Origin of the sequence: Pseudomonas sp. PA15(2017), from assembly GCF_001945395.1 — a bacterium.
GTDB lineage: Bacteria > Pseudomonadota > Gammaproteobacteria > Pseudomonadales > Pseudomonadaceae > Aquipseudomonas.
The window spans coordinates 418,534-442,574 of record NZ_MSXV01000058.1 but is presented as its reverse complement, the minus strand read 5'-3'; the positions used below and the strand labels follow the sequence as shown (position 1 = coordinate 442,574).

Annotated in this window: 18 protein-coding genes and 1 pseudogene; 11 read left to right on the top strand and 8 right to left on the bottom strand. The window is 64.7% G+C overall.

The window, feature by feature from the left end; translation table 11 throughout:
• Positions 1–2 precede the first annotated feature (2 nt).
• Both BVH03_RS23780 and miaB read right to left on the bottom strand, forming a co-directional pair.
• Entirely contained in the window at positions 3–1,016 is a 1,014-nt protein-coding gene (locus tag BVH03_RS23780) for a PhoH family protein (protein ID WP_075963478.1), read from the bottom strand.
• 300 nt (positions 1,017–1,316) lie between these two features.
• Positions 1,317–2,651, bottom strand: coding sequence for a tRNA (N6-isopentenyl adenosine(37)-C2)-methylthiotransferase MiaB (gene miaB, locus BVH03_RS23775; protein ID WP_075934434.1), 1,335 nt, complete (start codon positions 2,649–2,651; stop codon positions 1,317–1,319).
• 150 nt (positions 2,652–2,801) lie between these two features.
• Between miaB and BVH03_RS23770 the strand changes: the two genes are divergently transcribed.
• Positions 2,802–3,128: a DUF1820 family protein gene (locus BVH03_RS23770; RefSeq protein WP_070884132.1), complete on the top strand. Its 327-nt coding sequence runs from the start codon at positions 2,802–2,804 to the stop codon at positions 3,126–3,128.
• A 27-nt stretch (positions 3,129–3,155) separates the two neighbouring features.
• On the opposite strand, the gene BVH03_RS23765 is transcribed toward BVH03_RS23770, so the two are convergent.
• From BVH03_RS23765 to BVH03_RS23750, 4 genes are all read right to left on the bottom strand, one after another.
• Positions 3,156–3,704 (bottom strand): tetratricopeptide repeat protein, encoded by a 549-nt coding sequence (locus BVH03_RS23765; RefSeq protein WP_075963477.1) that lies wholly within the window; start codon positions 3,702–3,704, stop codon positions 3,156–3,158.
• Between the two features lie 244 nt (positions 3,705–3,948).
• Positions 3,949–5,238, bottom strand: a complete 1,290-nt coding sequence (gene hemL, locus BVH03_RS23760; protein WP_075963476.1) for a glutamate-1-semialdehyde 2,1-aminomutase — start codon at positions 5,236–5,238, stop codon at positions 3,949–3,951.
• Between the two features lie 22 nt (positions 5,239–5,260).
• Positions 5,261–5,902, bottom strand: a complete 642-nt coding sequence (gene thiE, locus BVH03_RS23755) for a thiamine phosphate synthase (RefSeq protein ID WP_075963475.1) — start codon at positions 5,900–5,902, stop codon at positions 5,261–5,263.
• The gene (locus BVH03_RS23750) at positions 5,902–6,735 is read right to left on the bottom strand and encodes a bifunctional hydroxymethylpyrimidine kinase/phosphomethylpyrimidine kinase (RefSeq protein ID WP_075963474.1); all 834 of its coding nucleotides are present in this window, start codon (positions 6,733–6,735) and stop codon (positions 5,902–5,904) included. The genes thiE and BVH03_RS23750 overlap by 1 nt, the downstream gene beginning before the upstream one ends.
• 214 nt (positions 6,736–6,949) lie before the next feature.
• Between BVH03_RS23750 and BVH03_RS23745 the strand changes: the two genes are divergently transcribed.
• The 8 genes from BVH03_RS23745 to BVH03_RS23710 all read left to right on the top strand — a co-directional run bounded on the left by BVH03_RS23745 (position 6,950) and on the right by BVH03_RS23710 (position 17,809).
• A complete protein-coding gene (locus BVH03_RS23745) occupies positions 6,950–8,140 on the top strand; it encodes an MFS transporter (RefSeq protein ID WP_075963569.1) in 1,191 nt (396 codons plus the stop codon).
• 89 nt (positions 8,141–8,229) lie between these two features.
• The gene (locus tag BVH03_RS23740) at positions 8,230–8,988 is read left to right on the top strand and encodes a siderophore ferric iron reductase (RefSeq protein ID WP_075963473.1); all 759 of its coding nucleotides are present in this window, start codon (positions 8,230–8,232) and stop codon (positions 8,986–8,988) included.
• Positions 8,982–9,749 (top strand): ABC transporter ATP-binding protein, encoded by a 768-nt coding sequence (locus BVH03_RS23735; protein WP_075963472.1) that lies wholly within the window; start codon positions 8,982–8,984, stop codon positions 9,747–9,749. The genes BVH03_RS23740 and BVH03_RS23735 overlap by 7 nt, the downstream gene beginning before the upstream one ends.
• Before the next feature lie 2 nt (positions 9,750–9,751).
• Positions 9,752–11,767 (top strand): Fe(3+)-hydroxamate ABC transporter permease FhuB, encoded by a 2,016-nt coding sequence (gene fhuB, locus BVH03_RS23730; RefSeq protein WP_075963471.1) that lies wholly within the window; start codon positions 9,752–9,754, stop codon positions 11,765–11,767.
• A complete protein-coding gene (locus tag BVH03_RS23725; protein WP_256574798.1) occupies positions 11,764–12,642 on the top strand; it encodes an iron-siderophore ABC transporter substrate-binding protein in 879 nt (292 codons plus the stop codon). The genes fhuB and BVH03_RS23725 overlap by 4 nt, the downstream gene beginning before the upstream one ends.
• Positions 12,643–12,796: 154 nt before the next feature.
• Complete coding sequence (locus tag BVH03_RS23720) at positions 12,797–15,202, top strand: hybrid sensor histidine kinase/response regulator (protein WP_075963470.1); 2,406 nt, start codon at positions 12,797–12,799, stop codon at positions 15,200–15,202.
• A gap of 256 nt (positions 15,203–15,458) precedes the next feature.
• Positions 15,459–16,835, top strand: a complete 1,377-nt coding sequence (locus tag BVH03_RS23715; RefSeq protein ID WP_075963469.1) for an iron-containing redox enzyme family protein — start codon at positions 15,459–15,461, stop codon at positions 16,833–16,835.
• Between the two features lie 17 nt (positions 16,836–16,852).
• Positions 16,853–17,809, top strand: a complete 957-nt coding sequence (locus BVH03_RS23710) for a class I SAM-dependent methyltransferase (RefSeq protein ID WP_075963468.1) — start codon at positions 16,853–16,855, stop codon at positions 17,807–17,809.
• A 44-nt stretch (positions 17,810–17,853) separates the two neighbouring features.
• Here BVH03_RS23710 and dapC read toward each other — a convergent pair whose 3' ends face one another.
• Complete coding sequence (gene dapC / locus BVH03_RS23705) at positions 17,854–19,050, bottom strand: succinyldiaminopimelate transaminase (RefSeq protein WP_075963467.1); 1,197 nt, start codon at positions 19,048–19,050, stop codon at positions 17,854–17,856.
• 252 nt (positions 19,051–19,302) lie between these two features.
• Here dapC and BVH03_RS27360 point away from each other — a divergent pair.
• Both BVH03_RS27360 and BVH03_RS27355 read left to right on the top strand, forming a co-directional pair.
• Positions 19,303–20,433: pseudogene (locus BVH03_RS27360) on the top strand (cache domain-containing protein); the annotation flags it as partial.
• Between the two features lie 90 nt (positions 20,434–20,523).
• Entirely contained in the window at positions 20,524–21,288 is a 765-nt protein-coding gene (locus tag BVH03_RS27355; protein WP_371915390.1) for a methyl-accepting chemotaxis protein, read from the top strand.
• 39 nt (positions 21,289–21,327) lie between these two features.
• Here the strand turns inward: BVH03_RS27355 and BVH03_RS23695 are convergent, their stop codons facing one another.
• Complete coding sequence (locus BVH03_RS23695) at positions 21,328–24,021, bottom strand: [protein-PII] uridylyltransferase (protein WP_075963465.1); 2,694 nt, start codon at positions 24,019–24,021, stop codon at positions 21,328–21,330.
• Positions 24,022–24,041 lie beyond the last annotated feature (20 nt).

Here is a 24,041-nt window from a genome sequence, read left to right as displayed (position 1 = left end):
GGCTAGGAGCGCGCTCCCGGATCGTTGTCCGCCGGGCGGCGGTCAAACGGCTGGTGCTCGGCATCGAAGCGCTCGTAGGCCTCGACGATGCGCTGCACCAGTGGGTGGCGCACCACGTCCTTGGGCAGGAAGTGGGTGAAGCTGATGCCTGGCACATCCCTGAGCACTTCGATGACGTGCTTGAGGCCGCTCTTGGTGCCGCGCGGCAGGTCGACCTGGGTCACGTCGCCGGTGATCACCGCAGTGGAGCCGAAACCGATACGGGTCAGGAACATCTTCATCTGTTCCATGGTGGTGTTCTGGCTCTCATCGAGAATGATGAAGCTGTTGTTCAGCGTGCGGCCGCGCATGTAGGCCAGTGGCGCGACTTCGATCACCTGCTTCTCGATCAGCTTGGCCACCTGCTCGAAGCCGAGCATTTCGTACAGGGCGTCGTAGAGCGGACGCAGGTACGGGTCGATCTTCTGCGACAGGTCGCCGGGCAGGAAGCCGAGCTTCTCGCCGGCCTCGACTGCCGGGCGCACCAGCAGGATGCGGCGGATCTGCTCGCGCTCCAGGGCGTCCACGGCGGCGGCCACGGCCAGGTAGGTCTTGCCGGTACCGGCCGGGCCGATGCCGAAGTTGATGTCGTGCTCGAGGATCGCCTTGACGTAGCGCTGCTGGTTGGCGCCGCGCGGACGAATCATGCCCTTGCGCGTGCGCAGGGCGACGTCGGTGTGGCTGCTGGGGCTGTTGAGTTCCTCGATACCCGATTCCTGCAGAAACAGATGCACCAGGTCCGGCGACAGCTCGGTGCTGTCGGCTTCACGGTACAGGCGCCGCAGCAGATTTTCGGCAGACAGGGTCTGCCCGGGCTCGCCAAGCAGCTCGAACTGGTTGCCGCGGTTGCGGATCTCGATGCCCAGGCGCGATTCGATCAGGTGCAGGTGCTCGTCGAATTGTCCGCTGAGGTTGGCGAAGCGTTTGGCTTCGAAGGGTTCGAGGGTGAAACGATGAGGTGTCGAGGTGGTATTCAAGGTCGTTTTATGGCCGCCGTCGGCTGAATGGAAGGGAGAGAATAGCGCTAGCCAGGGACGAGTGAAAGCGCGGCCGACCGCCGCGCTCAGAGCAAATATCGGGATGATCTTGCGAGCTAGAGCCATGCAAGGCAAAAACAGGCGAGGAACGGTCGGAGTCGCGGGCGACTTTACGAGTTTGTAAATGAGCATTACTCGCTCCGCTCGCCCTTCGGGCCGCACTGAAGTGCGTTAGCCGCAAGCGGCTTGCCGAGCCTGTTTTTAACGCAGCAGGGCCGACGCGCAGCTGATCATGGAATATCAATGGCGTTCGATGAGTGTGCCGCGTAAGGAGTGCGGAAGCGCCTCGTCGATATGCACGTCGACGAACTGGCCGATCAGGCGCGGGTTGTCGCACGGGAAGTTGACGAAGCGGTTGTTCTCGGTCTTGCCCTGCAGCTTGCCCGGGTCCTTCTTCGAGAAGTCGCTGACCAGGATGCGCTGCACGCTGCCGACCATGCGCCGGCTGTTCTCGAAACCCTGCTGGTTGAGGCGGTTCTGCAGAATCTGCAGGCGCTGCTTCTTGACCTCCTCCGGAGTGTCGTCGACCAGATCGGCTGCCGGCGTGCCCGGGCGCGAGCTGTAGACGAAGGAGTAGGAAAAGTCGAAGCCGACGTCCTGCACCAGCTTCATGGTCTGTTCGAAGTCTTTCTCGGTTTCGCCGGGGAAGCCGATGATGAAGTCCGAGCTGATGACGATGTCCGGCACCGCCGCCTTGAGCTTGCGGATGCGCGACTTGTATTCCAGTGCGGTGTGGTTGCGCTTCATTGCCGCCAGGATGCGGTCCGAGCCCGACTGCACCGGCAGGTGCAGGAATTTCACCAGCTCGGGGATTTCCGCGTGGGCCTTGATCAGCGCGTCGGAGAATTCCAGCGGGTGGCTGGTGGTGTAGCGGATGCGGTCGATGCCGTCGACGGCCGCCACCAGATACAGCAGCTCGGCGAAGTCGGCGATGCCGCCATCGCGGGTTTCACCGCGGTAGCCGTTGACGTTCTGGCCCAGCAGGGTCACTTCACGCACGCCGTTCTCGGCCAGGTGGATGATTTCGCCGAGCACGTCGTCCAGCGGGCGGCTGACTTCCTCACCACGGGTGTAGGGCACCACGCAGAAGGTGCAGTACTTGCTGCAGCCTTCCATCACCGAAACGAAGGCGCTGGGGCCGTCCACGCGCGGCTCGGGCAGGCGATCGAACTTCTCGATCTCGGGGAAGGAGATGTCCACCTGGGCGGTCTTGGTCACCCGTGCGGCGTCGATCATCTCGGGCAAGCGGTGCAGGGTCTGCGGGCCGAACACCACGTCGACATAGGGCGCACGGTCGCGGATCGCCGCGCCTTCCTGGCTGGCCACGCAGCCGCCGACGCCAATCACCAGATCGGGGTTCTCCAGCTTCAGCTCGCGCCAGCGGCCAAGCTGGGAGAACACCTTGTCCTGGGCCTTTTCGCGGATCGAGCAGGTATTGAGCAGGATGACGTCGGCATCCTCCGGCCGATCGGTGACTTCCAGGGCCTGATGCTCGCCCAGCAGGTCGACCATGCGCGAGCTGTCGTACTCGTTCATCTGGCAACCGTGGGTTTCGATATAGAGCTTCTTGGTCATGGCGATTCGTCGGCGGTGAAAAAATGACCGAGGATTATAGGGGGGTTGGCCGTTCGAGGCCACAGGCGCAGGACGGGAGGGGCGACGAGGCGATGCAGCGGCATGCTAAGATTCGCGCCCTTTCATTGCACAGCCAGCCGTTCGTTATCCATGACCAAGCGCGACCCCATCTACAAGGTGATCTTTCTCAATCAGGGCCAGGTGTACGAGATGTACGCCAAGCAGATCTTCCAGAGCGATCTGTGGGGGTTCCTGGAAATCGAGGAGTTCGTATTCGGTGAGCGCTCGCAACTGGTGGTCGACCCCAGCGAAGAGAAGCTCAAGGCGCAGTTCGACGGTGTGGTGCGCAGCTTCGTACCGATGCATTCGATCGTGCGTATCGACGAGGTCGAGCGCCTGGGCACGCCAAAGATCAGTGAAGCCAAGGGTGGCGGCAACGTCATGCCATTTCCGATGCCGCCCCTGCCGGAAAAGTGAGTGGCCGAAGCGCCGCTGAGCCGTTGATTACTTGAGCGGGGCGAAGGGCGACAGGCTGTCGGCGGCCTGCAGTTCCTGCAGGTAGTTACGGAAGATCTGCCCCAGCACCTGGGTGGCGACTTCCTGCTCGGCGCGGGGCATCTGCATGGCCACTTCGTCGGCGCCGTCCATCGCTTCGTCCGAGCCATTGACCGCGGCCATCTTCAGCACGATGTAAGCCTGCACGTTGTTGGCTGCCACGCCTTCGCCACGAAAGAACATCATGCCCAGGCGATATTGCGCCTGGGCATGGCCCTGCAAGGAGGCGTGTTCGAACCAGTTCAGCGCCTGGGGCAGGTCGCGCTCGCCGGAGCGGCCCTCGTAGAAGAACTCACCCAGCTCGTACTGAGCCTGCGCATCGCCACTTTCGGCACTCTGTTGGCAGGCTTGCAGGGCGGCGGGCAAGTCTTCGGCGGCGACGTTGAGCGAACAGCTCCCGGTCGCCGGGATCAGCAATGAGTTTCCATCCGCCACGCCGAGCGTTGGCAGCAGGAGCAACAGGCAGCCCAGGGACAGGGTGCGGCCGGTGCGCTTCATGAAGATCCGGATACCTCGACAGGCTGACAGGTGGATGGATGACGAGGCCAATCGGGCTCGGCATCACATTATGAAATAAGCGGTACCGTTCTTACAAAGTGTTTGCCGGCTTTTCTGCCCCGAGCTGGCGCAAGGGCGATCTTTATCGGTGCCCGATAGCGCGCGGCGGTAGCGGCGGTGGCCTATCAGAGAACCGTTAGGGCCACCCGCCGTTCACCTCGGGCGCCGAACGGCGCCCCTTCGCTCACGCCTGCTTGAGTGCCGCGAAGGCGCGCTCGGCCGCGTCCAGGGTCAGTTTCAGCTCGGCTTCGCCATGGGCGATGGAGGTGAAACCGGCTTCGAAGGCGCTTGGCGCCAGGTACACGCCGCCGTCGAGCATCAGGTGGAAGAAGCGCTTGAAGCGCTCGGCGTCGCTGGCCATTACGTCATCGAAAGTAACGATATCGTCGGCGCCACTGAAGTACAGACCGAACATGCCGCCCGCCTGGGTGGTGACGAACGGAATGCCGGCGGCATCGGCGCGATCCTGCAGGCCCTGCAGCAGGCGACTGGTGTAATCGGTGAGTTCGGCGTGAAAGCCCGGGCGGCTGATCAGCTTCAGGGTGGTCAGGCCAGCGGCCATGGCCAGCGGGTTACCCGACAGGGTGCCGGCCTGGTAGACCGGGCCGAGCGGGGCGATACGCTCCATGATCGCGCGCTTGCCACCGAAGCAGCCCACCGGCATGCCGCCACCGACGATCTTGCCGAAGGTCGACAGATCCGGGGTAACGCCGTAGTGGGCCTGAGCGCCGCCGAGGGCGACGCGGAAACCGGTCATCACCTCGTCGAAGATCAGCACCACGCCGTGCCGGTCGCACTGCTCGCGCAGGCCTTCGAGAAAGCCCGGCGCCGGCGGGACGCAGTTCATGTTGCCGGCCACCGGCTCGACGATGATGCAGGCCACGCTCTGGCCGACTTCGGCGAGGGTTTCGGCGACTGCGTCGATGTCGTTGAACGGCAGGGTCAGGGTGTGTTTGGCAAAATCCGCCGGGACCCCTGCAGAGCTGGGTACGCCCTGGGTCAGCAGACCGGAGCCGGCCTTGACCAGCAGGCTGTCGGAATGGCCGTGGTAGCAGCCTTCGAACTTGATGATCGCGTCGCGGCCGGTGTAGCCGCGGGCCAGGCGGATGGCGCTCATGGTCGCTTCGGTGCCCGAGCTGACCATGCGCACCATCTCCATCGACGGGACGATCGAGCAGACCAGGTCGGCCATCTCGGTTTCCATGGCGGTCGGCGCGCCGTAGGACAGGCCGTGGTCGAGCTGGCGGCGTACGGCATCGAGCACGTCCGGGTGGCTGTGGCCGAGGATCATCGGGCCCCAGGAGCCGACGTAGTCCACATAGCGCTTGTCGTCTTCATCGGTGAAGTAGGCGCCCTCGGCGTGCTTGAAGAACAGTGGCGTGCCGCCCACGCTCTTGAAGGCGCGCACGGGCGAGTTCACACCGCCGGGAATGTGTTTCTGGGCGTTGGCGAATAGCGTTTCGGAGCGGGACATTGGGGTCTCCTGAAAAGGTCAGTCAGTTCGATTCGAACAGGGCGCTGAAGGCGCGCGCGCGGTGCTCGACCTCGGTGGGTGAATCGGCGGCGAACAGCGCATGGATCACCGCGATCATGCTGGCGCCACGTTCGATCAGTGGGGCGGCGTTGTGCAGGTCGACACCACCGATGGCGACGATCGGCAGGGCCATGCGGGCCTTGGCGGCCTCGAGCAGATCCAGCGTGGCGGTTGGGGCGCCGGGTTTGGTCAGTGAGTTGAAGAAGCGGCCGAAGGCCACGTAGCTGGCACCTTCGCCGGCCGCCCGTTCGGCCAGGGCGAGCTGAGCGTGGCAGGTGCCGCCGATGATCGCCTGGCGGCCGAGCAGGGCGCGGGCCGCGGCCAGCGAGCCATCTTCCTGACCGAGGTGCAGGCCGACACCCAGGCGCGCCGCCAGCTCGGCGTCATCATTGATGATCAGCGTGGCGCGGTAATTCTCGCACAGCGCGCGCAGGGCCTCGGCCTCACGCAGGCGGCGCGCTTCGTCGGTGGATTTGTCGCGGTACTGCACGAGATGTGCGCCACCGGCCAAGGCGGCTTCTACGTAGGGCAGCAGCTTGCCGCCGGCGAGTAATTGGCTGTCGGTGATGGCGTATAGGCCTCGCAGTTTGCCGTGCGTGGCCATCAGCTGAGGTCCAGTGGCAGGCGGCGCGGCACGAACTGGCCGCGGCCTGGCTGTTCGGCATCGCGCAGGGTGCGCCAGGTGTAGTCCAGGGCGGTCTGCACGGCGCCGATCAGGTCCTGGCCGAGCGCCAGGCGGCCGGCCAGGGTACTGGCCAGGGTGCAGCCCGAGCCATGGTAGCTGCCGGGCAGGCGCGGGCAGGTGAAATCGTGGCGGCTGCCGTCGCGCAGGTAGAGGCGGTTATGGACCTCGCTTTCATCGCCGTGACCACCGGTGATCAGCAGGTGCTCGATATAGGGCAGCAGCTTTTCAGCGCACTGGTCAGCGCTGCCATCGGGCAGCTCGGCGAGAATGCGTGCTTCGGGCAGGTTCGGCGTGGCGATGGTGGAGGCGGCGAACAGGCGTTCGCGCATGGCGTAGCCGACGTCCTCCTTGCCCAGGGCACCGCCGCCGCCGGCGCGCAGCACTGGATCGCAGACCAGCGGGATACCGGGCAGCAGGGCCATGATCATCAGCACCGTGTCGACCATCTCGACCGAACCGAGCATGCCCAGCTTGACCGCAGCCACCGGCATGTCGGCGATCACCGCATGGGCCTGGGCCAGTACCCAGTCGCGGTCGAGCACCCGGAAGTCGCTGACGTCGACGGTATCCTGCACGGTCAGTGCGGTCACGGCCGCAGCGGCGTGGCAGCCCTGGGCGATCAGCGCTTCGATATCGGCCTGCAGGCCGGCGCCGCCACTCGGGTCATGGCCGGACAGGCACAACACGACCGGGCGCGAAGGCGCGAGGCGGGCGGTGCTGCGTTCGTAGTCGGGAAGGCCGAAATCGATCATCTGTGAGGCAGGTTCCGGTTGGCGGATGCCGCGGCTCACGCAGCACCTGATGGATCGGGCTCGCCGCAGCCAATGGCCGGCAGCATGCGGGTGGGGCGCGAGTTTACCATTGTATCGGCTGTTTCTGGGCCGCCTTGCCACCCGGCATGCCAGTTCGCTTTTCTGGCCACGGCCATGCATCATGCTGCGCCCAGCCCGCCAGCCGCCGCCCGCCATGAACCTGCGTTTCTATCTGATCGCCATGACCGCCCTGGCGGTGGTCACCGACAACCTGATCATTCCCTTCTACCCGCAGTATTTCGCCGAGCGTTTCGACAATCCGCCGCCCGAGCATGTCGGCCTGTACCTGGCGGCGATCAGCCTGACGGTGATGGCAGTGTTTCCGCTCTGGGCGCGGCTGGCCAAGCGGGTACACCCGGTGCGTATCCTGATCGGTGCGCAGTTTATGGCTGGCACCCTGACGGCGGCGCTGACCTTTATTGATTCGCTGCCACTGTTCTGGGTGGTGTCGCTGGTGATGGTGGTGTTCAAGGGCAGCTACCTGCTGATGTACCCCTATGTGATGAGCCTGCAGCAGCACGACAATCACACCCAGACTATCGGTACCCTGTCGGTGGTGGTGCACTTCGGCGCGATTCTCGGTGCGGCAGCGGGCGGGCTGGTGCTGCAGGTGATGGGCATTGGCGATGTGTTTCTGATCATGGCCGCCGGTGACTTCATCCAGATGGCCATCTGCATGCACCTGGTGCGTGGTCACCTGCCGCGCAGTGGCGAAGCCGAGACGCAAACCGATCAGGCCGCGCCGGCCAACCCGGCGGCCACCCGTAGCCGCAGCCTGATGGCGATCTACAGGTTGTGCGTGGTAATGCTGCTGTTCTACTTCGTCGCCTACGTCACCCGGCCATTCTTCGCGGTGTACTGGCAGCAGGTGGCAAGCTGGAACAGTGAGCTGATGGCCGGCTTCGTGTATGCCCTGCCGGGCGCAGTGGCGGTGTTCGCCTTGTGGTGGAGCAAACGCTCGGCAGCCAAGGGCGCGACCCGCGACGGCATTCTTGCCGGCTTGCTGCTCGGTGCGGCGGCGACCTTCATCCAGGGCTTCGACGATCAGTGGCTGATCCTGCTCGGCCGCGTGCTGTTCGGCTGGGCGCTGTACCAGATCACGGTACGCCTGGATGCGCTGCTGTTCGAATTGAGTACACCGGACAACTACGGCGTGGACTTCAGCAAGATCAACATCTTCCAGTGCCTGGGTAGCATGGGGGCGGCCTACGGCGCCGGGTTGTTGGTCAGCCATTATGGCCAGCACATGCCATTCTGGGTCGGGGCGGCCGGGCTGGTACTGACCGCAGCGGTATTTCCGCTGTTGATTCGCACGTCACCGCAAAAATCGCCTGTACGCGAATGATAATTTGATGCGTTCTCGATGGGCGTGGTTAAATTCGTGATCTGCCGCCTTGTCGTGCGGCCGTTACCCATGCTCTCCGGGGCCGCCAGATGTATCAGGCCAACAGCGATCTCAACCATCTGCTCGATGTCACCGCACGCACCCTGCCGGGCATTCCCGCGCGGGTAGGCGTCAGTGCGCACCACGAGCTGGCCTGCGGCGCGGCGGGCAACCTGGAGCGGGTCGCTGCCCTGTATGCGTCGCTGCAGCAGAGCTTTCCCGAGGCTGGCGTGCATTACTGGACGGTGCGCACCTGGACGCTGTTGATCTGGCAGCCCATCTACCTGAGCCTGTTCGGCGTACACCTGGCCGATCGTGTGCCCTGCCTCGATGGCATGGGGCAGACGGTATGCGACAACATGGTCTATGGCTTCTGCCTGCCCGAGCACTGCCCGCGGCGGGCCAGCCAGGCGGTGCTGATCGACTTCGCTGCCGAGCAGATGCAGGCCCTGGTCGAGCGCCAGTGGCAGGAGTTCGATGCCGTGGCCGGCATTCACCGTAAGCTGGCGCGGCGCCTGCAGGCGGATTGCGTATTGGGCGCGTTGCTGATGATCCAGCGCCAGCAGTCGCTGGCCAATGACCGCCTGCAGCAGCTGGAAAGCCGCTGGCTGGACGCCCTCGAGCTGCGCGGCGACAGCTCGCTCATCGGGGTGTGTCTGGACGATGGCCGCGAGCGCCTGGCCCTGGGGCGCAAGGTCTGTTGCCAGCACTTTCGCCGCGCCGACGGCAACTTTTGCAGCACCTGTCCGAAACTCAAGCAGGAAGAGCGCCTGGCGCGCCTGCGTCAGGAACTCAGTCTCGAATGCTGAAACTCGAAGCGATCCAGGTGCGCCGTGACGGTCGCCTGACTCTGGCGGTGGACGAACTGCAGCTGGCCGGTGACCAGTTCACGGTGATTCTCGGTCACAACGGCTCCGGCAAATCGACGCTGATGAACCTGATCGCCCGCCAGTTGCTGCCCGATACCGGCACCCTTCATCTCGATGGCAAGGCGCTGGGCCGTTTCAGTCAGCGTGATTTCGCCCGTCTGGTGGCCTTTCTGCCCCAGCGTCTGCCGGATGTCGCCGGGCTCACGGTGCGTGAACTGGTGCGCCTGGGGCGCTTTCCCTGGCGCGGTTTGCTGGGCCGCTGGCAACGTGAAGACAGCGAGACCATCGAGCAGGCCATGCAACAGACCGATGTCGCTCGGTACGCCGATCACCTGGCCGATACCCTCTCCGGTGGCGAGCGCCAGCGGGCCTGGATCGCCATGCTGCTGGCCCAGCAGTCACCGCTAATTCTTCTCGACGAGCCGACCTCGGCCCTTGACCTGGCGCATCAGTACGAGCTGATGACCCTGCTGCGCGAGCTCAACCTGAGCACCGGGCGTGGCATCGTCGCCATCCTGCATGACATCAACCTGACCTGCCGCTACGCCGACCGCATCGTCGCGCTCAAACAGGGGCGGATCTTCTTCGACGGCACGCCGGACGAGCTGCTGCACAGCCCGCTGCTCAGCCAGCTGTACGATATCGACATCGAGCTGATCGAGCAGCCGGGTTCGGCGCGCAAGATTGCCGTGGTCGCTTGACCATGGGGGTTACCGAGGCGCGACCGAGCGCGCTGGCCAACGAGCTGAGAGGGCAGTTGTTGCGTTATGGGCTGACCTTCCTGGTGCTGCTGATCTTGCTGATGCTGCACCTGCAACTGAGCACCGCCTTGCCGCTGGCGCAACAATGGGCGGTGATCAGCGGGGCGGCGCACAATGATTTCGATGCCCTGCAATTCAACCTTTCGGCCCTGCCGCGGCTGTGCATGGCAATACTGGTTGGCGCCGCCCTGGGGCTGTCCGGCAGCGTGCTGCAGCAACTGACGCAGAATCGCCTGGTATCGCCGATGACCATTGGTGCCTCGTCCGGCGCCTGGCTCGGCCTGGTGTGTGCGACCTTGCTGGTGCCGACCTTCGCGGCCAGCCATGGCCATTGGGCGGCGCTGTGCGGTGCACTGCTGGCGGTGGGCCTGGTGGTGCTGATCGCCGGGCGCAACGGTATCGCCGGGCTGCCGGTGGTGCTCGCCGGCATGGCCCTGAACCTGCTGCTTGGTGCTCTGGCCTCCGGCCTGGTGCTGCTCAACAACCAGTACACCAGCGGGCTGTTCGTCTGGGGCGCTGGCGACCTGGCGCAGATCGACTGGCACTGGGTGGGCTGGCTATGGCCCAAATTGCTCGTTGGCGTGCTGGTCATCGCCCTGGCGCCACGCCCGCTGACCCTGCTGCAGCTCGGCAGTGAAGGTGCCCAGGCCCGCGGCCTGAACCTTTGGCCGATCATGCTCGGGCTGTTCGTGGTGTCGATCTGGATGACGGCGGTATCGATCACCGCCGTGGGGCTGATCGGTTTCATCGGCCTGCTGACGCCGAACCTGGCGCGCCTGTTTGGTGCCCGCCGGGCTCGGGACGAACTGCTCTACAGTGTGTTGCTCGGCGCCGTGCTGCTGCTCGCCACCGATGCCCTGGCGCTGCTGGCCAACCGCTGGACCGCCGACCTGGTGCCCAGCGGTGCGGCCGCCGCGCTGATCGGCGCGCCCGCCTTGCTGTGGCTGTCGCGGCGCAAGCTGTCCGCCGAGGATGCCCGTGGCCTGCAGTTGCCCGAGGGGCCGGAGCGTCTGCGCCGACGCTATGCCCTGCTGGTCGTGCTGCTGGCCCTGGGCGCGGTGCTGCTGAGCGTCTGTCTGGGGCGCACCAGCACGGGCTGGCAGCTGCAATGGCCGTCGGAGCTGATCTGGGCGCTGCGCTGGCCCAGGGTGCTGACCGCTGCTGCCGCTGGCTGCGGCCTGGCGATTGCCGGCGTGCTGCTGCAGCGGCTGTTGCGTAACCCGCTGGCCAGCCCGGACATTCTCGGTCTGTCCGCTGGCGCCACGTTGGCGGTGATGCTGGCGCTGATGGTGTTTGGCGGCTCGCTGCTCGGTTTTGTGGCGCCGATAGCGGCCTTTGTCGGCAGCCTGGCGGTGCTCGGCATTCTGCTGTTGCTGGGGCGCAGGCACCAGTATTCGCCGGCGCTGATGGCGCTGGTCGGTATATCCCTGACCGCCTTGCTCAATGCTGCACTGCAGTTCGGCCTAGCCAAGGGCACCGCAGACTCTTTTGCATTGCTCGGCTGGCTGGCCGGCTCGACCTATCGGGTGTCTGCCAGCCAGGCACTGTGGCTGTCGTGTGGCGTGCTGCTGCTTGGCGTGCTGAGCATACTCTGCCACCGTGCCCTGACGCTGATCTCGATTGGCGACGGCGTGGCTCTGAGCCGCGGCCTGGATGTGCGCAAGGCACGCCTGGCGTTGCTGGTGCTGGTGTCGCTACTCTGTGCGCTGGTCACCAGCCTGATGGGGCCGGTGGCCTTTCTGGGCTTGCTGGCACCGCATATGGCGGCGATCCTCGGCGCCCGCCGCGTGCTGCCGCAACTGTTGCTGGCGGCGGCGCTGGGCGGTGTGCTGATGTTGCTGGCTGACTGGTTCGGCCGCGTGCTGATATTCCCGCTGCAACTTCCGGTGGGTATCGTCGCTTCGGTCGTGTGTGGCAGTTATTTCGTTTATCTGTTGGTCAAGAGGCGTTTGGCATGAACGGATGGTTGCGGGCCTGGCTGGTGCCGTTGCTCTGCCTGCTGCCGCTATGGGCGCAGGGGCAGGGCACGGCCGAGCCCCGGGTGGTGGCACTGGGCTGGGAGGCCGCCGAGCATCTGCTCAAGCTGGGTATCACTCCGCTGGCGGTAGCCGATGCCGAGGACTACCGCACCTGGGTGGTACGCCCGGCCTTGCCAGACGACGTACCCAGTGCCGGTTCGCGCACCGAGCCGAATCTGGAATTGCTGGCGCAGCTCAAGCCGCAGCTGATCGTCATTCCACCGCTGCTGGAGGATATCCGCGGCAAGCTCAAGCGCATTGCTCCGGTGTTGTCGTTCAGCAGCTTCAGCCAGGCCCACGACAACTACCTGACCTCGCGAGACAACTACCTGGAACTGGCGCGCCACTTTGGCCGTGAAGAACAGGCGCTGACCGAGCTGGCCGCCATGCAGGCCCGTGTTGATGAGCTGCACCGGCGGCTGGTGGCGCATTTTCAAGGCACGCTGCCCAAGGTCACGGTGATCCGCTTCTCGTCGCCCACCGCGGTGTTCATCAATGGCGAGAACTCCATGGCCGACCACGCGATGAACATGCTGCACCTGCAGCCGGCCTACCCGTTACCGCGCAGCCCATGGGGCATCGTTCAAGTCCCGGTGACGACCCTCGGGCGAATCGACGATGGCGTGATTCTGCATATCGAGCCATTTGCCCAGCAGGAGCAATTGTTCGCCACCGCACTGTGGCAGGCGATGCCCTTCGTGCGAGAGGGCCGCTTCGGGGCCATGCGCTCGACCTGGACCTACGGCGGGGTGTTCTCCATTGAATACCTGGCAGAAGCCATTACCGAGGCGTTACTGCGCATCCCTTCAAAGTGATATATTGACGCCCGCGTTTTGTCGTCATCTGGCCTGCGACGGCAGGCTGACAGCCATAAAGAATGGCCGGCATTCCTATATCCGAGCTGTGCAGGGGTATAAGCTCGGAGAGGCACCCTGCGGTGCAGCTCAGCCTGACTATTCGTGGTGGCGCATGCGTGTTTTTCTGATTGTTCTTCTGGCGCTCTGCCCGTTGTTGGCCAGTGCTGCCGAGCCGGTGGTATTCGACGAGCGCACTCGCGTCTTGCCGCTCGGCGAGCACATCGCGGTATTCGAGGACGTACGCGGCGACAAGGGCATCGACGACGTGACTTCCAATGCCCTGCAAGGCAGCTTCCGCCAGCACGACAAGGCGGTGCTGAACGCCGGCTACTCGCGTTCGGCGTTCTGGTTGCGCATTGATCTGCAGTTTCGGCCTCGCGGCGCGGCCAGCGTCAATCCGCAGAGCTGGTTGCTGGAGCTGGCCTACCCACCGCTGGACCATCTGGAACTCTATGAAGAAGGCGCCGATGGCCGCTTCCAGCTCAGTCATCGCACCGGCGACGCATTGCCGTTCTCCAGCCGCGAGATCCGCCAGAACAACTACCTGTTCGCCCTCGAGTTCCAGCCCGAGCAGGTACGCCGTGTCTACCTGCGCCTGGAAAGCCAGGGTTCGATCCAGGCACCGCTGAGCCTGTGGTCGCCAGCCGCCTATCTGGAAGAACAGCCGGCGCGTATCTATGTGCTGGGCATCATCTACGGCGTGTTGCTGGTGATGGCGATCTACAACCTGTTCATCTTCATCAGCGTGCGGGACACCAGCTACCTCTACTATATCCTCTACATCGCCTCGTTCGGCCTGTACCAGGTGTCGGTCAATGGCGCCGGCATCGAGTTCTTCTGGCCGGACAACCCTTGGTGGGCCAACGCCGCGACGCCGTTTCTGATCGGCGCCACGGCGCTGTTCGGCTGCCAGTTCGCGCGCAGCTTCCTGCATACCCGCGAGCACAGCCCTTGGATCGACCGCAGCTTGTTGCTGCTGATGCTCTGGGGCGCGCTGGTGATGGTCCTGGCGCTGTGCGTCAGTTACGCCCTGTCGCTGCGCCTGGCCACGGTGCTGGCCCTGGTGTTCACCCTGGTGGTGCCGATCGCCGGCGCGTTGGCCTGGTGGCGCGGCATGCGTGTGGCGCGGTATTTCCTGATCGCCTGGGCGGCGTTCCTGCTCGGTGGAGTGGTCAACACGCTGATGGTGCTCGGCTACCTGCCCAACGTGTTCCTGACCATGTACGCCAGCCAGATTGGCAGTGCCATCGAGGTGGCGCTGCTGTCCCTGGCCCTGGCCGACCGTATCAATGGCATGAAGGAGGAGCGTGCGCGCATCCTGCAGAGTGCCAGTGCCAAGCTGGAGATGCTCAACCACGAACTGGCCGACAGCAACCGTCTCAAGGACGACTTCCTGGCCACCGTCACCCACGAGCTGCGTACGCCGATGAACGGCGTGATCGGCTCGCTGGAGCTGATGCAGACCCTGCGCCTGGACCCCGAGGTCGAGCAATATCAGAAGACCGCGACCCGTTCGGCGCGGGACATGATGCAGATGGTCAACGATATCCTCGCATTGACCGAACTGCAGGCCGGCCGGCTCTATCCGCGGCGGGAAACCTTCAGCCTGCGCGGGTTGCTCGACGGCCTGTGCGCGAACTTCGAGGGCCGGGCCCGCGCCAAGGGGCTGGACTTCAAGCTGGATCTCGACGAGCGTCTGCCCGATACCGTCGAGGGCGATGGGCAGAAGCTGGCGCAGGCGCTGGGCTACCTGCTCGACAACGCCATCAAGTTCACTGCGGTGGGTAAGGTTCGCCTGCGCGTGCGCAGCAATGCTCAGGCCGCGGTGGACAGCCTGCCGCTGAGCTTCGAGGTGATCGATGCTGGCATCGGCCTGGAGAACGTCCGCGAGACCGACTTGTATCGGCGTTTTCATCAGCTCGATACCTCGTTGACTCGCGAATACGGCGGCTTGGGCATCGGCCTGAGCATCTGCCGGCAACTGGTCGACCTGCTGGGCGGCACTCTCGCCTACGAGCCCAATCGCGCCGGAGCGGGCGGCAGCATCTTCCGTCTCGACCTGGCACTGGCGCTACCCGTAAAGACGCTCGCCGAAGAACCCACCGTGCGGCGCAGCGCTGGCACGGCTGTGCGTGCGCCCGAGCAGTGCACGGTGCTGGTGGTCGAAGACAATGCCATCAACCAGTTGGTGATTCGCGGCATGCTGCTCAAGCTCGGTTATCGCGTACGCACTGCAGACAACGGCAACGAGGCATTGGAATGCCTGCAGCGTGAGGCCGTCGACGCGGTGCTGCTCGATTGCCAGATGCCGGTGATGGATGGTTTCGCCACCTGCCGCGCCATACGCCAGTTGCCGGCGTGCATCGACTTACCGGTGCTGGCGATCACTGCCCACAGCCAGTCTGGGGATCGTGAGCGCTGCCTGGCGGCCGGGATGAGCGATTACCTGGCCAAACCGGTGAAGTTCGACGAACTGCGCGTACTGTTACATGACTGGGTGCTGTGCCGCACGGTTTGACTGGGCCAATTACCCGCTCATAGCTGAAGGTCCCCAAACCCTCGATGAAGCCAGGCGAGCACTGCTCGACCTGGCTTTTTCGTGCCTGAGGCAATGGGTTGGCTGCCGCTGATCCTTCAGATTGAATCTTTTATCGCGCGCCATTCTCCCTATTCCATAAGGCCTTGGCGCGGCATTCGCGTCGGCCATTCCAAGAATCGCTTGAGCGCCGCCTCGTTTCACGGCGCCTCCGAACTGCCCACGCAAGGCCCCGACCATGACGACTTTGATGCCGATCTTCACCACGCCCAGCCAGAGCTGCAATTTTCTGCAGGCTGGTCCGGCGCGCACGCTGTACGAGCGACTGATGCAACCCGAGCTGGACGAGGGGGCGTTGAACGAGGCGCGCAGTTTTCTGGATGGCCAACTGGCCAAGGCCCAGGAGCTGCCTTGTGACGTACCCACCCAGCCCGAGGCGTTGCTCGACTGGATGCGGACGGCCGCCCAGCGCACCACCGAGGCCTATGGGCAGTACCTGCAGGCGAGGCGTCAGGGGGCGCCGCGGCGCTATTTCAGCAATCGTGCCCATGCCCTGTATTTTCTGCGTCATGTCGCGCCTACCAAACTGGTCGACGGCGCCTGGCTATACGGGCTGCTCCGGCATTGGCAGGAACAGCGCCTGCGGCCATTGCTGCGCACCTATCTCGAAGAGCTGGGCGACGGCGTTCCGGTCATGAACCATGTGGTGCTGTACAAGCAGCTGTTGGCCCAGCACGGCTGCGACGAGTTGGCCGAGCTGGAAGACGAGCATTTTCTGCAGGGCGCTCAGCAACTGGCGCTCGGTCATCTGGCCGATGATTACCTGCCCGAAGTGATCGGCTACAACCTGGGCTACGAGCAATTGCCGCTGCACCTGCTGATCACCAGCTATGAGCTGACCGAGCTGGATATCGACCCTTACTATTTCCAGCTGCACGTGACCATCGACAATGCCAGCACCGGCCATGCCCAGAAGGCCGTGCAGGCCGTGCTGGAAAATCTGCCGCTGGTCGGTGATCGCGAGGACTTCTACCGCCGCGTGATTCGTGGCTATCAGCTCAACGATCTGGGCATTGGCTCCACGGCAGTGATCGCCGCCTTCGATCTCGAGGACGAAGTCTGTGCGATGCTCGAGCGCAAGCGCGAAGTGGCTACCCAGGTGCACTCCGACTACTGTCGGATCGAGGGGCGTACCGTCAACGAATGGCTCAGCGAGCCCGGTCAGGTGCGTGCCTTTCTCGAGGCTCTGCAGAAACGCGGCTGGATTCGCCGTGACGAAGACCCGCAGAACAGTCGTTTCTGGCAACTGGTGCAGGGCGATCGCGCCGCCATGTTCGGGGTGTTCAGCAGCTATGAACAGCAACTGCTGCACGACTGGATTGCCGGTAACTGGGCACCCGCACGGAGTCGCGGCCGACTGCGTCGCCGCTCGGCAGTGGCCAGTACCGAGCAGGCCGTGGGCCTGGACGATGAAGCGCAGGCACTGCACGCCGCGCTTCGCGCGCTGCCGCCCCAGCAGCAGGCCGACAAGCTCATCGGGCTGATGTCACCCGCCAGCCACTTCACACCGGCCGGCTTGCTGGCCACACGGCTGTTCAACGCTTATCTCCAATAACCATGTCCGGGGCATCGATGCATAGCGAGCAGAACACCGCGCAACAGCAGGCACTATTGAGCCTTGGTCAGGCCCTCGAGCAGCAGGGCTATCGATTCACCACCGGTACGCCGTTGACTCACGAGCGGGTCAACGCCCGTGGCGAAAGCCAGCAGGCGCGGGACCTGATTGGTGTATTCGGCTGGAGCAGGCCGTTCGAGGCACAGGTGGTGGATGGCGAGTTGCTCGAGCTGATGCGCGTGGGCGGCGTCTTGCAGCAGCAGGGCCAACAGCTTTGCAGCGCAGTGCGTTGGTCGAGCCTCGGTGACAACCTGTTCGTGCATTCACGCTATCCGACCGTACAGGCCGACGCCGTGTTCTTCGGGCCCGATACCTATCGTTTCGTGCGTGCCATCGACGCCTTTTTCGCCACGCCATCGGCTGCGGCCGTGTCGCGGGCCGTGGATATCTGCTGCGGCGCCGGGCCGGGCGCCCTGTGCATCGCCCAGGCACGGCCCGCCGCCGAAGTGCTGGCGGTAGACATCAACCCGCAGGCGCTGGCGTTCACCCGCATCAACGCAGCGCTGGCTGGGGTGAACAACGTCGAGGCGCGATACAGCGATCTATTGAAAAACGTCGACGGCCAGTTTGACCTGATCGTTGCCAATCCGCCCTACATGCTCGACGCTGATAGCCGTGCCTACCGCGATGGCGGTGGTGAGCTGGGCGCCGGGTTGTCCGAGGCGATCGTCGAAGCATCGATTGGCCGGCTGGCGCCGGGTGGCAGCCTGTTGCTGTACACCGGTGTGGCGATGACGGCGGCGGGCGACCCGTTCCTGGCCTACGTCAGGCGCACCCTGGGCGATGCGTCGCTGGCCTGGCGATATGAGGAAGTGGATCCGGACGTGTTCGGCGAGGAATTGCTCAAGCCCGGCTACGAGCAGGTCGAGCGCATCGCGGCGGTGGTGCTGACCGTTACCCGTACGGCAGGTTGACGACGTGGCGCTGAAGGCCGTTGCGGGCCCTCGGCGCCCGGGCGTCAGGCGCTTTCGATAAAGCGGCGAATGCGCTGCGCCGCTTCCACGCATTCTGCCAACGGTGCGACCAGCGCCATGCGTACACGGCCTGCACCGGGGTTGAAACCCTCCACGTCGCGAGACAGGTACGAGCCCGGCACCACGGTGACGTGTTCCTTGGCAAACAGCGCGCGGGTGAATTCGGCATCGTCGCCTGGCGTCCTGGCCCACAGGTAGAAGCCGCCGTCGGGGCGCTGCACGTCCATCACGCCTTCGAGTATCGCCAGCACGGCGTCGAACTTCTCGCGGTACAGGTCGCGGTTGGCGCGCACGTGCTCTTCGTCCTGCCAGGCTGCGATGCTGGCCAGCTGGGTCTGCACCGGCATGGCACAGCCATGGTAGGTGCGGTACAGCAGGAAGGCCTTGAGAATTTCCGCATCACCGGCCACGAACCCCGAGCGCAGGCCCGGCAGGTTGGAGCGCTTGGACAGGCTGTGGAACACCACGCAACGCTTGAAATCGCTGCGGTCCAGCTCGGCGCAGGCGGTCAGCAGGCCGGCGGGTGGATTTTCCTCGTCGAAATACAGCTCGCTATAGCACTCGTCGGCGGCAATCACGAAGTCGTACTGGTCGGCCAGGGCGATCAGCTTCTTCAGGGTATCCAGCGGGATCAGGGCGCCGGTCGGGTTGCCCGGCGAGCACAGGAAGAGAATCTGGCAGCGTTGCCAGACTTCAGGCGCCACGGCGTCGAAGTCCGGATTGAAACCATGTTCCTGCAGGCACGGCAGGTAATGGGGCTGGGTGCCGGCGAGCAGGGCCGCGCCTTCGTAGATCTGGTAGAACGGATTGGGGCTGACCACCAGGCCGCCCACATCGCGCTGCGCCACGGTCTGGGTGAAGGCGAACAGCGCCTCGCGAGTGCCGTTGACCGGCAGCACGTGGCGGGCGGCGTCCAACCAGCCAGCCGGTACCTTGAAACGCCGCTCGCACCAGGCGGCGATGGCTTCGCGTAGCGCCGCGATACCCAGGGTGGTCGGATAGACCGCCATCTGGTCGAGGTTGTCGGTCAGGGCCTGGGCGACGAAAGCCGGCGAGCGGTGCTTGGGTTCGCCGATCGACAGGGCGATGGGCGAGCGATCCGCAGCGGGGGCGACGCCAGCGAGCAGGGCGCGCAGTTTCTCGAAGGGGTAGGGCTGCAGCTGGGCGAGGGCGTGGTTCATGATGATCCGACGGGTCCTTTGTGAGGCGACGACAAATTTGCCGACACTAGCACGTGGGCCGGCCGAGGAAAATTGCTTATCGGTGTGACAGGCGTTATCGGCGCAGTGAGCCGCAGACGCGCAGCGGGCTGGCTGATAGCAGGCGAAAGGACTGGCAGCTATCGAACCGAACGAAATGGCTAATTGAAAACCCACGTTTGCCGCTCAAGAACGCGCTTTTCAGTCGCCATTATTTTGGCTGACGCATTGGTCATGTTTTTCATGAAACAGGCTAAAGACGCTCCGCTTCGGGTCGATAGCCTGTGGGTAATCCCTCCCGGCATCCCTTTCAGCGAGAGCTCCCTCATGCGCACCCTCAAATTCAGCCACAAGATCATGCTGGCTGCTTCCCTGGTGGTCATTGCGGCCTTCGCATCCTTCGCGCTGTACAACGACTACCTGCAGCGCACGTCGATTCGCGACAACCTGGCCAACTACCTCAACGATGTCGGCCAGGTTTCCACTGGCAACATCCAGCACTGGCTCTCCGGGCGCATGCAGTTGCTCGACAACCTGGCCGAGTCGGTACAGGACGACAGCTCGCCAGCGCCGCTCGCCAGAAACCTGCAGCACCGCAGCGTCGCCTCGGCTTTTCTATATGCCTACTACGGCCAGAACGACGGCACCTACACCCAGTTTCCACCCAGCGAGCTGCCGGCCGGCTACGATCCGCGTCAGCGCCCCTGGTACAAGAGCGCCGCAGGCAGCAGCGGCCCGGGCCTGACCGAGCCGTATCTGGCGGCCGACCCGCGTGACGGTCTGCTGATCACCATCACCCGTCCGGTCAGCGTCGGCGGGGCCCTGCAAGGCGTGGTCGGCGGTGACCTCAAGCTGCAGACCATCGACGACATCCTCAACTCCTTCGACCTGGGCGGCATGGGTTATGCCTTTCTGGTCGACGACAAGGGCACGGTGTTCGTGCACCCGGACAAGAGCCTGGTGCTGAAGAAGCTCGCCGACCTGTTCCCGAGTGGTGCGCCGCGCCTGGAGCCAGGCCTGCAGGACGTTTCGGCAGCCGATGGCAGTGCGCGCATCGTCACTTTCCTGCCGGTGCAAGGCCTGGCGGGCGTGCGCTGGTACGTCGGCCTGTCGGTCGACGAGGGCCAGGCGTTCGCGGCGCTGCGCGAGTTCCGTGTCTCGGCGCTGACCTCCACGGTCATCGGGGTGATCGCCATCCTGCTGCTGCTCGGTGCGCTGATTCGCATTCTGCTGCGCCCATTGCACGTGATGAGCGGTGCCATGAGTGGCATCGCCGAAGGCGAGGGTGACCTTACCCAGCGTCTGAAGATCGACTCCGGCGACGAGTTCGGCGAATTGGCCGGCGCCTTCAACCGCTTCGTCGAGCGCATTCACGAGTCCATCCGCGAAGTGGCTTCGACCACCCGCGAAGTGCATGCCCGGGTCAGCACCGTGGTACAGGCGTCCAACGCGTCCATGGGCAACTCCAGCGAGCAGGCGGCGCGCACCGACAGCGTCGCTGCGGCGATCAACGAACTGGGTGCCGCTGCCCAGGAAATCGCTCGAAATGCCGCCGATGCATCGGTGCAGGCCAGCGAGGCGCGCCGCGATGCCGAGGAAGGTCAGGGTATGGTCGAGCGCACGCTGGGCTCGATGGGCGACCTGTCGGACAAGATCCAGGCGTCGGGCAGCCACATCGAGTTGCTGAGCGAGAAGAGCAACGACATCGGCCAGATCCTCGACGTCATCAAGGGCATTTCCGAGCAGACCAACCTGCTGGCGCTCAATGCCGCCATCGAAGCGGCACGTGCTGGCGAGGCGGGCCGCGGTTTCGCCGTGGTGGCCGACGAAGTGCGCAACCTGGCCCAGCGCACGCAGAGCTCGGCTCAGGAAATCCAGCAGATGATCGAGCAGCTGCAGGCCGGGGCCCGCGATGCGGTGGCGACCATGGGCGAAAGCCGCCGGTTCAGCGACGACAGCGTGCGCATTGGCGGCCAGGCCGGTGAGAACCTGCGCGGCGTGACCCGCCGCATCGGCGAGATCGATGGCATGAACCAGTCCGTGGCCACCGCTACCGAGGAGCAGACCTCGGTGATCGAGAGCCTGAACATGGACATCACCGAGATCAACACGCTGAACCAGGATGGTGTGCGTAACCTGCAGGCCAGCCTGAGTGCCTGTACCGAGCTGGACCGGCAGGTCGGGCGGCTCAAGCAACTGGTGGACAGCTTCCGGATCTGACGAATACGGTGCGGGCCCCAGGCGGAGCGCGCACTGCATTCAGATGCTGATTTGCAACGGGCTGGCGCTGCTTGCCGATAGCTTGGTGATGATGGTCTGCTGCAGGCGCGCGCACAGCTCGGGGTCGGACAGCGGCAGGTTGTTGGCGTCGGTGACGAAGAACACGTCTTCCACGCGCTCGCCCAGGGTGGCGATCTTGGCGTTCTGCACCGACAGGTCGAAGTCCAGGAAGATGCGCCCGATCTTGGCCAACAGGCCCGGGCGATCCGGAGCGGTCAGTTCCACCACGGTGACCGGCCGCTGGGCATCGTTGTGGATGGTCACCTGGGGCGCGAAGGCGAAGTGCTTGAGCTGGCGCGGTACGCGGCGCTGGATGATGTTCGGGTATTCGTCCGGGTGCATCAGGGTGTCGACCAGGCTCTGGCGGATCTGCTGAATGCGCTTGGGGTTGTCACCGATCGAGCCGCCTTCGGCCTCGAGCACGATGTAGGTATCGAGGGTGAACTGGCTGGTGGAGGTGAGAATCCGCGCGTCGTGGATGCTCAGGTTCAGTTGCGCCATGGCCGCCACCGTCACTGCGAAGAAGTCGTGCTGGTCCGGCGCGTAGATGAATATCTGCGTGCCACCCTCGAACTCGCGCTGGGTGGTTTCCTTGATCAATACCAGTGGGCCGCCATCGTCGGGGTGCTGGAGGATCGCGTCGGTGTGCCAGGCCACATCGCTGGCGGTATGGCGCAGGAAGTAGTCATCGCCCAACTGCGACCACAGTTGCTCGACGTCGTCCGCGTCGGTGCCGCCATTGACCAGGGTGTCGAGCGCGGCGCTCTGGGTCAGGCGGATCTGCTCCTCGCGCTCCACCGGGTTCTCCAGGCCGCGGCGCAAAGCGCGCTTGGTCTCGGTGTAGAGCTGGCGCATCAGGCTGGCACGCCAGGAATTCCAAAGCGTCGGGTTGGTGGCGTTGATGTCGGCCACGGTCAGCACGTAGAGGTAATCCAGGTGCGTCTGGTCGCCCACGAAGGCAGCGAAGTCGTTGATCACCTGCGGGTCGGACAGGTCCTTGCGTTGGGCGGTGGTCGACATTGCCAGGTGGTTCTGCACCAGCCAGACGATCAGCCCGGTGTCCCAGGCGGGCAGGTGATGGCGCTGGCCAAAGGCTTCGGCGTCCAGGGCGCCGAGCTCCGAGTGGTCGCCGCCGCGGCCCTTGCCGATGTCGTGGTACAGCCCGGCCAGGTAGATCAGCTCGGGTTTGGGCAGCTTGTCGATGAGCTTGCTGGCCAGCGGAAACTTCTCCGCCAGTTCCGGCCACTTGAACTTGCGCAGGTGCTTGATCAGGTTGAGGGTATGGGCGTCGACCGTATAGATGTGGAACAGGTCGTGCTGCATCTGCCCGACGATATGGCCGAACTCGGGCAGGTAGCGGCCGAGGATGCCGTAGCGGTTCATGCGCCGCAGGTTGCGGTGGATGCCCTGCTCGCACTTGAACAGCTCGATGAACAGGCTGGTGTTACGGATATCGCGGCGGAATTCGTCGTCGATCAGGTAGCGGTGGTCGCGCAGCAGGCGAATGGTGTCGGCGCACACGCCATTGAGCTCTGGATGCTGGGCCATCAGCACGAAGATCTCGATGATGGCGAACGGCGTGCGCGTGAAGACGTTGGCGTGGGTCACTTCGATGTAGCCGTCGCGCACCTGGAAGCGACTGTTCAGCGGTTTGGCCGGCGTGCTGTCGCCAGCGCGGAGGATCTCTTCCTCGAAGTGCTGGTTGATCAGGTCGCTCAGCTCGGCGATGGCCATCACCACGCGGTAATACTTCTGCATGAAGCGCTCGATGGTGCGCTTGGTGTCGCTTTCGTTATAGCCGAGCAGCTCGGCGACCTTGCTCTGGTGATCGAACAGCAGGCGGTCCTCGGCGCGCCCAGCGAGCATGTGCAGGGCATAGCGCACCTTCCAGAGAAACTCCTGGGAGGAGGCGAGCAGGGCGTATTCGCTTTCCAGCAGAAAGCCCTGGCCGACCATGGCATGCAGGTTGAGGGTGCCGAAGTGCCGGCGCGCCACCCACAGGATGGTCTGGATGTCGCGCAAACCACCCGGCGAGCCCTTCACGTTGGGCTCCAGGTTGTACTCGGTGTCGTTGTACTTGGCGTGGCGGGCCGTCTGCTCTTCGCGCTTGGCCAGATAGAACGCCTTGCTCGGCCACATGTGGGCGCTAGCGGTCGCTTCCTGCATGCGCTCGCGCAGGTACTCGGGGCCGGCGATGGTGCGGCTTTCCATCAGGTTGGTGATGACGGTCAGGTCGGCGCGGGCCTCGATGCCGCACTCGGCCACCGAGCGCACGCTCTGGCCGACCTCCAGGCCGATGTCCCAGAGCAGGGTGAGAAAACCTTCGATGGGCTCGCGGAAGGTTTCCTGATCGTCACCGCCCAACAGGATCAACAGATCGATATCGGAATAGGGATGCAGCTCGCCGCGCCCGTAACCGCCCACCGCCAGCAGGGCGATTTCCGCCTCGCTGCTCCAGGTGAAGCGGTTCCAGGCTTCGAGCAGGATCTGGTCGGTGAAGCGCGCGCGGTCTTCGACCAGCCGACGCACGTCGCGGTTGTCGCGAAAGCGCGCATCCAGCACCTCATGGGCGCGGCGGATGGCTTTCTTGAAGGCGCCGATGGGGCTGGACTTGAGGGCCAGTTCCGCCTGGAACTGGCCGCGATCGAACAACTCGGCGTCTAGCAGCGACATGCGGCGGCCTTCCTTCATCT